Origin of the sequence: Deinococcus sp. JMULE3, from assembly GCF_013337115.1 — a bacterium.
In the GTDB taxonomy this organism is placed as follows: Bacteria; Deinococcota; Deinococci; order Deinococcales; family Deinococcaceae; genus Deinococcus.
In genome coordinates this window covers 208,091-221,051 of record NZ_SGWE01000005.1, presented here as the reverse complement: position 1 = coordinate 221,051, position 12,961 = coordinate 208,091, and the positions used below count along the sequence as shown (strand labels likewise).

Sequence of the window (12,961 nt, the reverse complement as noted above, 5' to 3'; positions counted from 1 at the left end):
GACATGGACAAGCGCACCGTAGAACAGGACGCCACCCGGTTTATCCAGAAGTTTCTGGACAAGGAGTTCGCCTGCTGGGAACTGGCCTACCGTGAACTCGACAGCGCGAAGTACGAGGCGGCTGTCGCGGCGTTCGTCCGCGAGTTCTTCGCCTTTGAGGCGGTACCGTCAATCACGCGACCGAGGAAGGTTTCGGCCGGCTGGCTGGAAGAGGCCAAGGAGTATCTGGCAGCTACCACCGAGCGCCCGCTCTTCAAGATTGAGCAGTACCTGGCAGGCGACGAGGCGGTCTACGCGGCGTACACCGGGTCGAACGACCTCGGTTCGGACTCGTACGCCGAGGTGTTTTTGTACAAGAACTTTGCGGGTCGGTACCGCATCTTCTCCGTCTATCACTCTGATCCCGATGGGGGCATAGAGCACTTTGACGGTGAGGAATTCTCCTTCAGCCGAGCCAAACTGGTCGCCATTGAGAAATTTCTCGCCCCCACCGACGAGGCAGACCTGCTTGATTACCAGCTTGAGCCGGTGTGAGAAGGCCCGCAGGACAGCATCGAACGCCGGAATGCGAGACTTGGACTAGCTAAAACAAGCTATTCAACTCCAGTCCCGCGCGTTGCAGCGGCCAAAAAGCCTCGTATTCTACGTTCTCGAAGGCGCCAAGGGGCGTGTGCAGGCGCAGATCTTTGGGAAGCGTACCGGGCGCTGCTGCGTGAAGCACAGGTGCTGATCGTGCGGGGCTTGAGATTAGACCTCCTGCGAAAGTCACGCCGTGCCAGCAATGGAGCGATTGCACACGGCCGCAATGAGATTGACCCGCAAGGAAAAGCGCCGCCGTCGGTGCCGGTACACGTCCTTCAGCACACGAAAGATCTTCAAGCGGCGAATGACGTGCTCAACCCGCAGGCGGGTTGACGCCAGCGCCCGGTTCTCCTGACGCTCTTCGGGAGTCAGCGGTCTGGTCCGCGACACCTTGTGCGGTGTGATCGAGTGGCCATGTTGGGCTGGCCCCAAAGTTTGGACAGTTTCGAGTAGAGACTCGGCTCAAGAGCAGGGTACAACATGGGCTCTTTCTGCTTACCCAGGGGACGGTCTGACGTCCACATTTGCGGTGCCCTGTCCGCAAAGGGGGGCGGCAGGCCGCCCCCTGGCCTGCTGAGCAAAATCGTCAGGGGTTCGGTAGCCCAGTGAGGAATGCGGTCTTTCGGCGTTGTAAAAGCCTCAGCCCCCCCGAACTGCGGGCCCACATCGCCGACGCCCACGGACGGGGGCGGGCGCTGTACGGCTGAGCGTGGTCAAGCGGGGCCTTACAGGGGTACCCGCCTCATCAGTCGTCTGGCAGATGACGAGGTCTTCTGCGCCACTTGTCCCGTTGCAGTCCCACGGCTATCGTCTGCTGCCCGCTGCTCCAGCACGTGCGTCACTGGTTGACGGTGCATTCCTTTCTAATGCAATCATGACACCGTCCTCTTCCACGCCCGCTTTGTTTTACCTCCGCGCGCAGGGCATACAGGCCACCGGGCAGCCCGTGAAGGGAGGCTTTCTGGTCTTGAAAGGCAGCCAGGCGCGCGCTGCGTCCGCCAGCACCCTCCGCCCTAAGCAGCAGGCACTGAAAGACCAACTGCTTGCTCAGGGCCAGCTGGTGGCAGCCGCCGTTACAGGCACGCTTGAATTTGCGGAAGACACGCTCTTCTCCATCGCGACCGACGCGACTGTCGTTATTCTGCATTCCTCGACGCCAGCGTCTTCCGGGTGGGTCCGCACGCTCTCAGACGGCCGCGAGGAGACGTACGGCGCTTGGCAGCAACGGCATGGACGGACAGGTTCATTGTCGCCGCACGCCAACAGCTCGAATGGTCCGATCCTGCATGCCGGACGTCTCGCCGCCACCGCCGTCTGGCTGAACACTCAGGAGCAGAATCTGGAACAGAACGAGCGGGCTTACAAGCTCAGCGGCGCGCGCGACAGCGAGGAACGTCTGCATGCCACCCTGAGCGGCGCGGGTCCCACCAAAGTCAACGTGCAACCCGGCAACAACCTGAACATGCTGAGCTGGCGCACGGCCGGCGGCCTGAACGCCCTCGTGAACCGTGGCCACGCGGCGTTCAGGGATGCCCTGGCCACCCTGCGGCGTGATCCGGTGAATCCGGACGACGTCAATGCGTTCTGGACCACCCTGACACCTCTGGCAGACACGCTGCCGGATGCAGACCGGAAGCCCATTTCCGGGCAAGGTACCCGGGCCAGCATCGCGAGTTACTTCCTGTTCCTCGCTCAGCCGGAACACCACCCTTTTTACCGCCCGACCTTCGGGGGTCAGGCTGTGGAGTGGCTGTACGGCGGCCAGCCCCTCGACCGCCAGTCCACGGGTCACCTCCTCCACGACTACGTGCGTCGATGCGCCACGCTGCTGCCCGCTTTCCAGGCGGCGGGCGTGCCACTGCGCGACATGCTCGATCTGCAGGGCGCCCTGTACCTGATCAGCAGTCAATACCCCGGCGGTCCCCGCAGCGCCGACGTGCAGCCGGCAGACCCGCTCCGCGCCGAATACGAGGCGTTCCGCGCCGATCCAGTTCAGGCGTTCCGGTGCGAAGTCCGCCTGACCCGGGCCGCGCAGGTCAGCGCGCGCCTGCGGGATGCGGACGCGGTAACGCTCACCGAGTTCAACCGGGACGTCTGGCAGTTCGAGTCGGATGCCACCCTGGACGGCGTCAGTGTCAGGGGAACGGTGTACTCGGATGTCCTCGGTGCGGACCGCGCCGCCGAGTTGACCGACGCGCTCCGGGAAGAACGACTGTCGCTCTGGGGAAACTACTGCTGGGGCAGCGCCACCACGGTTTACGGCGCGCAGCTCAACCTCAGCGACGACGAGAAGCAGCGTCTCGTCCGTCAGGCACTCCACATCCTCGGCAACGACGCGCTCTCCCCTCTCGAGAAAGTCCAGCAGATCGAGGCTGTGCCCGGCTTCGGCCCGAACAGCGCGACGGGGATGACCATGCTCGTCCATCCGGACGCCGTGGCGCTGAACAACCGCCCATCCCGCGACGCGCTGAAGGCCCTCGGGTATGACGTGTCCACACCGGCAGCGATGCAGGATTCAGCCGCGGCCCTGCTCGAGCGGGTCGGCGCGGACACCTTCCCGGAACTGGACTGGTTCCTGTACACCCGCGCCTCCCGCACCGGGCACTGGTGGGTGAATCAAGGCCGGACCTACGACGAAGAATGCGCTGGTGGGTACGTATGGGCCAGCCAGGAAACGAACCGAACCGTCCAGCATCACGAGAACGTCGCCCGCCTGAAACCCGGTGACCGGATCCTGCATTACGCCGGTCAGACCATCCGCGCGGTCAGCACCGTGAGCGCCCCACCTGTCGAAGTGAACGACGAACGTCAATCCGCCAGCATTCCTTCGAAGCGCTTCGGGTACCTCGCGACCACCGACTACCGACCACTGCCTCAACCGGTGCCGATCAGCAGTCTCGAGCCCGAATGGCGCACGGCTCAGCACGGCCCATTCGATAAGAACGGGACCGTCCAGCTCGGGTACCTGTTCGAGGTCAGCCCGGCCCTCTTCGACCGCGTCACGCGGACCCGGGACGGCTCAGACGCCGCCCAGCCGAGTCATGACGCCCCGTTTGAGCCGAGGTCGTTCGGTGAGATTCAGGCGGGCATCGAGCAGACCGGCCTGAAAATCGATCGGAGAACGCTGCGCCGCTACCACCTCGCCCTGCAGACCCGCGGGTTCGTTATCCTCTCCGGCGTCAGCGGCACCGGGAAGACGTGGCTGGCCGAGGCGTACGCCGAGGCGTCCGGCGCGAGGGTCGGCGTGTTCCCGGTCGCGCCGAACTGGACGAGCAACGAGGACCTGCTCGGGTTCTACAGCCCGCTCGACGGCGGCCACTACCACCACACCGCGTTCAGCCGGTTCCTGCTTGAAGCCGCCGAAGAATACCGCGCCGCCCGCGCGGGCGGCCGCCCGCCCCGCCCGTACCACCTCATCCTCGACGAGATGAATCTCGCGCGCGTCGAGTACTACTTCGCGCAGTTCCTCTCCCGGATGGAGTTCCGCGCCCGTCATCCGGACCGGGAAACCACGCTGACGCTCGGACCCGATCTGACCGTCGTCCTCGGACCGAACGTGACTGTGACCGGCACGGTGAACGTGGATGAAACCACCTATGACTTCGCCGACAAGGTCTACGACCGCGCGCAGCTGATCGAACTCAGCGTCAACCGGGACGACCTGGCCACCCACCTGACCGGCAATGCTCAGGCGGACCTGATCCTGTCCATCTGGGACGTCATCCACCCGGTCGCGCCGTTCGCGTTCCGGATCGTGGACGAGCTCACGGAGTACCAGGCGGCGGCGCGGCAGCTGGGCCTGGACCCGCTGGACGCCCTGGACGACGCCGTGCTGCAGAAGGTCCTGCCGAAACTCCGGGGGACGGACGCGAGGCTGCTCGGCACGCTGAGCGAGTTCCTGACCCTGGTGGAGGGAACGCTGCCGCTCAGCCACGCCAAGGCCGGCCGGATGCGCGACGAGGGCACACGACATGGTTTCATCAGCTTCCACTGACGCCACAGGCGAGCGCAACGGGGCGCTCGCCTTGAGATGGTTCACCACCGCCGGTCTCCCCGCCTCCGGCCCGGCGGAGTGGGACGCGGCGTACCTCACGCTGGACGCGCCCGGCTCATGGGAGGCCATGACCGTCACCCGCAACGGTCTCCCCTGCCCGGTCACGCTCAGGCGCCTGAACGGCCAGGTCCGCACCACCGTCGATTGGCCCCGGTCTGGCCCAGGCCACTACCGCCTCCACGTCACGGTCGAGGGGAGCCGGCACACCGCCACCGTGACGGTGCACGCCCGGAAACTTCCGCCGGGCGGATTCGACGCGATGCTCGATGACCTGCATGTGCACCTCCCGGCGGACGTGGCCATCAGCCTCAAACGCGCCGGCGGCCTCGCCGGTATCCAGCTCTCCGAGCTCAAGCCCGCCACCCTGCAGGAGGAACTGGCTCGCCTGAGACGGGCCGTCCACGGCACGCCCGACCGGCCGGGACTCGCCGCGCTCCTCCCCGTGATCGCCCGCTCACCGCACGAGATCCTGCAGTCCTCCGGCGTGATGGTCCGGCGTGAACTCCTGAAACGGCCCCGCCCCGCGGCACTCGTCCAGGCACTCAGCCGGTCCTCGGCTCACACCGGCGGGCATGCGCCGCGATTTCCTGACGAACGTGTCCAGCCGACCGTTGACGTGTACGAGAACCGCGTCGTCCGGGCCTGCGCCCACCTCGTCCTCCACCGGCTCCGCACTCTGGCACAGCTCGCCGCCCGCGACCCCCGTCTCGGCCCACCGGTGCATGACCTCCACGTCACGCTGAATTCGGCCCTCCGCGCCGCCTCGTTTCTCCGGGACGTCCGGGATCTGAGTGGCGCGCCCAGGCGGCTCACCATGGTGCTCCTGCGTAGGCCCGAGTACCGCGCCGCGCTGGAGATCCTGCTGGAACTCCAACGGTCCCTGCGCGTCACCCTCGACGACGACCGCCTGCTCGAACCCCTCGGCAACACGCCCAGCCTCTACCAGACCTGGGGCGCACTGCACGTGATCCGCGCCCTCACCGACACCTGCACCGAAGCGGGATTCACCCTCCGGAACGAGCGCATCGCCGTCCCCCATCCCGGCACGCTGCTGCTGCGCGTCCTCCCGGACGGCCAGCCAATCCTGACCTTTGAGCATCCCCGCACCGGCTGCACCGTCACCCTGGCCAGTGAGCGGACCTTCCGGCAAAGCGGCGCCGGATGGCAGTCCGTCAGCTTCTCACAGCGGCCAGACCTGGTCATCGAACTCCGCGGCCCGGGACGTCCGGATGAACTGTGGATCCTCGATCCGAAATACAAACTCGGCAGCGACGACGCCCCTCCTGAGTCGTCCGGGACGCCCCCCTCAGGCAACCCGAACAAGACCGACATCGACAAGATGCACTCGTACCGGGACGCCATCAGGGACCCGGCCGGTCGACGGGGCGTGACCCTGGCGGCGATCCTCTACCCCGGTCAGGACCACGCGTACGGGCCGAACATCCACGCCATTTCCGCGCGGCCCGGCGCGACCGACAGCCTGAACGCACGGCTGCGCCACCTGTTCGCGACTCACCTCGCCCTGCCGCCTTCACAGGCCGTGACCGGACACGACTCGGACGCCCCCGTCCCATGACGCCTGGCCGAGTCCCCCGATCACTGCGGCGGTGTCATCGGTTCCGGCTGCCGCGCGCCGGCACGCCGGTCAGGACGCTGAACGGCGAAGGGGCACACCCGCCCACAGATTCCCCGCACCGCAGTGAGTTCACGATGTTGCAGGCTGCCGCCGTCGTGACCCGTGACGTGGACCGGCTGACCACCATGACCGGTCACTCCGCCCGCACGTCCGGACGGAACGGCAGCGCCGGGCCAAGAGGCGAATTCAACCGCAACGACGCTCAGAGCGGCAGCGACGCGGGCGCCACCTGGCGGCGCCTCTGCAACGACACCCGTGAAACGACGGCGTCGCTGGACGTCGGTGCAGGTCACGGCCTCCCCACCCTGCTCCAGGCGCTGGCAGACCTGCAGGGCCCAGGTCCCGTCCGCAATGCCCCCGCGCGGAACGGCACGCAGGACCAGAACGGACGACCTGGTGTCTACACGACCATGTCGCTGCTCAGAACCGTGCGCTCGAGGCTGGACCCGGCGCCCGGCCAGGGTACCCTCAAGCGGGCCATGACCAACTCGTCACTCCTGTCTCCCTGGCAGACCGTAGAGTCCACCGTGGCGGACGACCTCCTGCTGGCACAGGCGACGCCGCACCTGCGGCGACAGGGGCAGCGCGCGCAGACCGCCGTGATCCTCCAGGGGCGCCTGAGCGCCCTCAGCCAGTTCATCACGGGTCGCCTCACACAGGAGCACCTGGACCATGGCCGTCCGTCCCTCCAGCATGCCGGTTATCAAGGCGATGGACACGCGCGTCGAGGCGCGATTCGCCCGACCGCACCTCTCCCTTCTCCTAACGGCCGTGTCCGAGAACCGCGACCGACTCACCAATCCTGGCCGCCTGCTCGATCCGTGGTGCGCCGCGCACCCGACAGCCGACGCGCTGTACCTGGCTGCCCGCTCTTCCGCTACGCCCCGGGCCTCGTGATGCCCAGACCCCTCGTTTCCCCTGGACGGTGCCATGCGACTTCCCCTCGTGCTGCTCTGCCTCCTCACGGCCTGCCGACCCATGTCTGACGCGGCCCCCGACGTGACCTTCCAGACGGTCCAATCTGCCCTGCTCGACGTACCGGACCTGTACTGGACACCCTGCCAGGGCGGCAGCAGCGACTACCGCTACGCCACCTGCTATGTCGACGACAGTCCCAATCTCACGGACCACTTCCGTCAGGTGGTCGCGCGACTCGAAGCGGCCGGGTTCAGCGCCGTGTCCACCGGCAACCCTGATACCGACCTGAGCGCGACCCTGCGGGCACGGGACGTCCCGGCCGAGCTGACCGTCACCTCCAACGGCCCCGCGGTTCGCCTGACGATGCAGCATCCCGAAACCGGTAAATTCGGCGCGAGTGGCACCGGTCTCGACGGCATGCGTCCGTACGTGCGGCAGACGGCGGACGGCTTCGCCCGGCAGATGCTGTACGCCCTGCTGATCAGCGGGGACCTGAGCCTGAGTGAGATCCAGCGGGCCATCCGACCCTGTGGCCAGCCGCAGCCGGGCCGCCTGTGCGCCCAGACGGGATGGACGGCCGCCGCGTTCCGCGCCGCGCTCGCTCTGGAGTACTTCGTGGGAGACGACGCGTACCTCGCGCGGCTCGACGCGCAGCCGACCTTCGTATATGCCGAGGAACCCCTGCTCGAACGCCGGGAGATCGAGCGGGCCGCCATCCGGGTCGACAAGCTCGCACAGGGCCGGTACCGGGTGCAGGATCAGGAGCGGTACCCGGACGTCCAGGCCGTTCTCACGTTCACGCCGGGCGCACCGGTGGACCTCCAGGTGGACGTGACCGACCGGGCTGGAGAGATCAACCGGACGTCCTCCCCCACGCGGTGATACGCAGGAGCATCACGCGTCCATAGCGCGGCCCATGATCCCCGTTGACGGGTGCTGGCCAGATCTTCGCGAGGTGCGACCGGAGACCAGTCGGGTTGACCACGGCGCCATCAGAGCGCCGACTGGACCGTCTCGGCCGCCTCTCAGCTCGCTTCGAGCTGGACGTGCTGGAGTGCGTCGAGCAGCCCGGTCACGAAGTCGTCAAGTTGCCCTTCCCGCTTGGCCCGCGTCGCTTCCCGCGTGACGCGGGCGTGATCCAGGCGGCCCAGGATCAGCGCGAGGCGCAGCAGCGCGTACTCGCTGACGGACATCCGCTCGCGCAGGAGGAACTGCACGGTTTTCATCGTGGCCTCGACGCGCTCCTCGAGGTTGCCGTCTTCGCTGGCCACTTCGTCCAGCGTCGGCATGTATGACGCCGGGGCAGGCGCCTGGCGCTGCGGCGCGACCTGCGGCACGTCGGTGTACTTGCCCTGATCGTCACGGACGACGTCCACGAGCAGCGCCGAGCGGTTCCGGGCTTTGTAGCCGCTGGCGATGAGCGCCTCGAACTTCTGCAGTCGGGCGCTCACGTGGGCCTCTCCAAAATCGGTCAGGAGTTTCTGCGCGACGGGCAGCGACACGCGGTAGGTTCGCAGCGCCTCGATCAGCGGCGAGGCCGGCTGCGTGTCCAGCGCGACGAACCGGTAGATGATCGTCTGGGCGCGGCCCCGCCCTTCGTAGGTGACGTCTTCGAGGTAGCCGCGCAGCATGAGTTCCTCATGCGCGCCCTGCAGCGTCGCGCGGATCTTGTTGCTCCGCCGGTCGACGATCTTGCAGGCTTCGGCCCACTCGATGATGTTGACACTGAGGGTCGGTTGCAGCGTGCCGGGCGTGACCGGATCGTACCGGCGCGCGTCGAGCAGGCGGTAGACCGCACGTGTCTGGGGCCGTTCGAGACTCGTCAGGAAATCCAGGTCCAGTGGCTTGGTGTACCGCGCGCGGATGGAGCGGACAATCGGTTCCGCGAGGCGGATCTTCAGGACGCTGCCGCTGGAGAGTTCGGTCGCCTCGTCGTCACTGGTGAATTCGAGTTCCGACAGGTAGTTGAACGTCGCGGTGGTCCAGTGGCCCCGGCCGTGGTCCCGCCAGGCTTCCGAAGCGGTGTAGGTGGTGGTGCGCAGGCGAAAGAGGGTCTGAAGCAGACTCTGGTAGTACCGCCCGGACGTGTCGAGCCCGGCGCGCCGCAGGATCTGGTACGCGGTGGTGCGCACGGTCCCGTCGTCGGGGCTTCCCGCCTCGGCGTACAGGTCGATGATGGCGGTGGCCACGTCGCCGTCCAGACCGTGAGGGACGCCGCCGTACTTCGCGACGGCGTCGCAGGTGAGCCGGGCGGGGCGTCCATCCACATGAAAGTCGACCGTCCAGCTGACGAACGACTCTGGGATGCGTTCCTGGACACTGATCAGGCCAAGGCGGGCCACGTTGGCTTCCTCGAAGCGGATCAGGTCCGAAGTTGGCCTGGGACTGACCTTCGCCGCGTTCTGGCGTTTGCCGTCTGCCGTTGTCGCTTTGCGTGCCACCCATCCTCCTGTCTTCTAAATGGTCATGATACCCGCTGACCCGGCGCGCCGTGATCCAGATTGAACGCCCCAGATTGAACGCCGGTGACGGCCGGTGAGTATCGGACTACTCAGGCGATTGCCCGGTCCGGGTGCCGTTCAGGCCCTATCGGACTACTCAGGCGATTGGTTCTCGCAGGGGTATCGGACGACTCAGGCGATTGAGTGGGTCGCGGCATGCTTTTCACCGTCCTGCAGGCTCTGGCTTCACTGCAGGTTGCTCAGCTTGAACGGTATCGGACTACTCAGGCGATTGGGGGACAAAACTATCGGACTACTCAGGCGATCAGAGTCTCTACATATCGGACAACTCAGGCGATACGCGAACAGGAGGTATCGGACAACTCAGGCGATTGGGGGGGCAGAAGTATCGGACTACTCAGGCGATATCTCGGCCGCACTATCGGACAACTCAGGCGATTGGGGGGCAAAACTATCGGACTACTCAGGCGATTGAGGGCTCAAACTATCGGACTACTCAGGCGATTTGCGCCCCTGAATGCCGTCCAGCACGCGAATGCAACCCGGCCCTGATGATGATCATTCAATCTTTTTAAAGATCTTTTTTCAAAAAGAACAATCAACAATCAGAGGATGGCCGCTCAACTTTCCGCAGCCCGCTTGGATTCTGCCCAGAGCTGCGTTGCCTCACCGTGAATGGCGGTGAGGAGAACCCCGTCCCCTCTCCCCTCCACAGGGGCGCACAGCTGGCCCGTAAAAGGCCGACCAACTGCAATCAGCGTCTGGACTCCGCAGACGCCCCGCGCGGCCCCTTGAACGGGCTGCCACGAGCACACGGGCGGTCGTGCCCTCCACCCGGTGGCGCAGTTGCTCAACCAGGACGGCGTTCCATTGACGAAGTGTTGCGTGATCGAGCCTCAACATGTACCCAAGAAACCTGAGGGGACAACGGGGCGATTCGGGCAGGGCCTGGGGCACTTGCGGCAACGGACGGCCCGCGCTCCTTCTAGGCTGATGGTCAGTTGCCGTCCAGGCTCATCCCTCGCTGCTCATGTGAAGGACTATGTTCGACCCGCAGACGAAAAGAACCACCTCGCCGTCCAAGACGACCACATCGCATAAGGCCGCCCCGCGCAAGACGCCAGTGCAGTCCGGTCCATCCACGACCGGCGCAGCCCGCCCCAGCCCGGTTCAGGCGCGTCAACAGGTGAAGACGGTCACCGTGCAGACCACCACGCCCGCTGCGGTCACGGTACGGTCCGCACCGCCGCAGCCGTCCGCCGCCCCGCGCAAGACGATGACACGGCCCGCACCTCACACACCTGGCGCAGCCCACCCCATACCGGCTCAGGCGCGGCGGCGTGAGCAGAAGCACACCACACCCGCTGACGTGCTCACGGATCTGAACACACTGTCCGCTCCGGATCACCTTGCACCCGAACGGGTCCAGCAGAGCCTGCAGACCAGCACGGCCACGCTGCAGTTCAGGAAGATCTCAGGCCGGCTGTACGTGAAAAAGCCCGGTGAGTCCTCGGGAATCACCCCGGGCGACATCATGCAAGGTTCGCTGGGCGACTGCTACCTGCTCGCCGGCATGGCGGCCGTCGCCAAAACCAACCCCGAGATGATCAAACAGATGATCACCCAGAACAAGGACGGCTCGATCACGGTCCGGTTCAGTTCCCAGAAGCCCGTGCTGGGGCAGGTCTACTCCAGCATGAATGCCGTGCCGCGCAAGGACCGGTTCGTCACCATCCAGAACAACTTCGCCTTCCCCAAGGGCAGTCCAGACCCGGTGGGGGCTGTCAAAGTCAATGACCTCTGGCCGCTCATCATCGAGAAGGCCTTCATCAAGGAGGTCGGTGGAGCGGACACGGCGGGGCAGGGGGCTTTTCCGCGAAAGTGCTGGAGAATTACTTCGGCATCGCGATGTTGACGCAGGAGGCTCTTCCTGAAGTGCCGCAGACGGAGATCCTCCAGTACCTTCGGGCGGCCGACGAGAAGCCCACCATTGCGAGTACGGGGACGTTGACCGAGAAGCAGAACGCAATCGCCTCGAAGTACAACAACATTGTCTCGGCGTGGTCTGCCCCCCGAAAACTGGACGGGATGAAGTAGAGAGTCAGGCTCGCCCCCCCGCCAGCCGTAGGCTGGGAAGCGAGGCCCCCATGAAAAACCGGCAGTTCAGCGAAGATCAGATCATCAAACTGCTCCAGGACGCCAAAAAGGGCGAGAAGTCAGTCGAGGACCTGTGCCGTGACTTCGGCTGCAGTCCGGCGTCCTTTTACGCCTGGAAGAAGAAATACGGCGATACGGCGCCCGACGAAGCCAAACGGCTTCGTCGTCTGGAGAAGGAGAACGCCCGCCTCCTGAAAATTGTTGGGCAGCAGCGCCTGGAAATCGATGCCATGAAGGACGTGATCCAGAAAAAGCGGTGACGCCCGCCGAGAGACGGGCGGCAGCGAGGCAACTCGTCGCCGCCCAGGTCAAGCCCGAACGGGCTTGCCTCCTGGTGGGCATTCCCAGATCCACCTGGTACTACCGTCCGAAGCCGCGTCACGATGGGGATCTCCGGCAGCACATTCGCGAACTGGCCCTTGTGCATCCTCGACGCGGGTACCGGTTCATTCACGCGCTGCTCGTCCAGGAGGGACATCGCATCAACCGGAAGAAGGTCCGGCGCATCTGGCGGGAAGAGCACCTGACGGTCAATACCAGATGCCGGAAGAAGATCCGCACGGGAGCGGGTGTTCCCATGCAGGCTGCGTACCCCGACCACGTGTGGACGTATGACTTCCTCTTCGATCAGACCCTGGAGGGGACGACATTGAAGATCCTGACGCTGACTGATGAGTTCACCCGTCAGTCCCTGGCGTTGCGGGTGGCGGAGTCCTTCACGTCCATGGACGTGAAGGACGTCCTGCACGAGGTCATTGCCAAGCGTGGCGCGCCAGGATTCATCCGCAGCGACAACGGCCCGGAGTTCATCGCCCGCGACCTGGGGATCTGGCTGGCGGTTCAGGACGTTGGCACTCGGTTCATTCAGCCAGGGAAACCGTGGCAGAACGGCTTCGCTGAGAGTTTCCACTCTCGGTTGCGGGAGGAATGTCTGAATCTGGAGGTGTTCTACTCGGCGCGGCACGCCGGTGTCGTCCTGGACAGCTATCGCAACTTTTACAACGCCAGAAGACCGCATTCCTCGCTGGGCTACCGAACCCCTGACGATTTTGCTCAGCAGGCCAGGGGGCGGCCTGCCGCCCCCCTTTGCGGACAGGGCACCGCAAATGTGGACGTCAGACCGTCCCCTGGGTAAGCAGAAAGAGCCCATGT

The 12,961-nt window shown here is 65.6% G+C and carries 9 protein-coding genes and 1 pseudogene; 8 read left to right on the top strand and 2 right to left on the bottom strand.

Translation table 11 applies throughout. The annotated features are described in order from the left end of the window. Positions 1-3: 3 nt before the first annotated feature. Positions 4-534, top strand: a complete 531-nt coding sequence (locus EXW95_RS19840; protein WP_174369230.1) for a hypothetical protein — start codon at positions 4-6, stop codon at positions 532-534. Positions 535-765: 231 nt separating this feature from the next. Here EXW95_RS19840 and EXW95_RS19835 read toward each other — a convergent pair. Further along, a pseudogene (locus tag EXW95_RS19835) lies at positions 766-999 on the bottom strand (transposase family protein); the annotation flags it as partial. An 829-nt stretch (positions 1,000-1,828) separates the two neighbouring features. Here EXW95_RS19835 and EXW95_RS19830 point away from each other — a divergent pair. From EXW95_RS19830 to EXW95_RS19820, 3 genes are all read left to right on the top strand, one after another. Then, positions 1,829-4,576, top strand: a complete 2,748-nt coding sequence (locus EXW95_RS19830) for an McrB family protein (RefSeq protein ID WP_174369228.1) — start codon at positions 1,829-1,831, stop codon at positions 4,574-4,576. A 31-nt stretch (positions 4,577-4,607) separates the two neighbouring features. Beyond that, entirely contained in the window at positions 4,608-6,212 is a 1,605-nt protein-coding gene (locus tag EXW95_RS19825) for a DUF2357 domain-containing protein (RefSeq protein WP_174369227.1), read from the top strand. 1,038 nt (positions 6,213-7,250) lie between these two features. After that, complete coding sequence (locus EXW95_RS19820) at positions 7,251-8,072, top strand: hypothetical protein (protein WP_174369226.1); 822 nt, start codon at positions 7,251-7,253, stop codon at positions 8,070-8,072. Between the two features lie 143 nt (positions 8,073-8,215). On the opposite strand, the gene EXW95_RS19815 is transcribed toward EXW95_RS19820, so the two are convergent. Further along, entirely contained in the window at positions 8,216-9,631 is a 1,416-nt protein-coding gene (locus tag EXW95_RS19815; protein ID WP_174369225.1) for a replication initiator protein A, read from the bottom strand. A 1,063-nt stretch (positions 9,632-10,694) separates the two neighbouring features. Between EXW95_RS19815 and EXW95_RS19810 the strand changes: the two genes are divergently transcribed. The 4 genes from EXW95_RS19810 to EXW95_RS19795 are packed head-to-tail and all read left to right on the top strand — an operon-like array spanning position 10,695 to position 12,944. Beyond that, positions 10,695-11,567 (top strand): C2 family cysteine protease, encoded by an 873-nt coding sequence (locus EXW95_RS19810; protein WP_174369224.1) that lies wholly within the window; start codon positions 10,695-10,697, stop codon positions 11,565-11,567. Beyond that, positions 11,534-11,749 (top strand): hypothetical protein, encoded by a 216-nt coding sequence (locus EXW95_RS19805; protein ID WP_174369223.1) that lies wholly within the window; start codon positions 11,534-11,536, stop codon positions 11,747-11,749. Before EXW95_RS19810 ends, EXW95_RS19805 begins: the two co-directional genes overlap by 34 nt. 50 nt (positions 11,750-11,799) lie before the next feature. Beyond that, positions 11,800-12,069: a transposase gene (locus EXW95_RS19800; RefSeq protein WP_174366294.1), complete on the top strand. Its 270-nt coding sequence runs from the start codon at positions 11,800-11,802 to the stop codon at positions 12,067-12,069. Next, positions 12,066-12,944: an IS3 family transposase gene (locus EXW95_RS19795; protein WP_174366293.1), complete on the top strand. Its 879-nt coding sequence runs from the start codon at positions 12,066-12,068 to the stop codon at positions 12,942-12,944. Before EXW95_RS19800 ends, EXW95_RS19795 begins: the two co-directional genes overlap by 4 nt. Positions 12,945-12,961: the final 17 nt, after the last annotated feature.

What these genes read in the sequence shown, in the direction of transcription:
- EXW95_RS19810 (WP_174369224.1), top strand. Translation starts at nt 10,695, where the DNA reads ATGTTCGACCCGCAGACGAAAAGAACCACCTCGCCGTCCAAGACGACC.
- EXW95_RS19820 (WP_174369226.1), top strand. Translation starts at nt 7,251, where the DNA reads ATGTCTGACGCGGCCCCCGACGTGACCTTCCAGACGGTCCAATCTGCC.
- EXW95_RS19840 (WP_174369230.1), top strand. Translation starts at nt 4, where the DNA reads ATGGACAAGCGCACCGTAGAACAGGACGCCACCCGGTTTATCCAGAAG.
- EXW95_RS19800 (WP_174366294.1), top strand. Translation starts at nt 11,800, where the DNA reads ATGAAAAACCGGCAGTTCAGCGAAGATCAGATCATCAAACTGCTCCAG.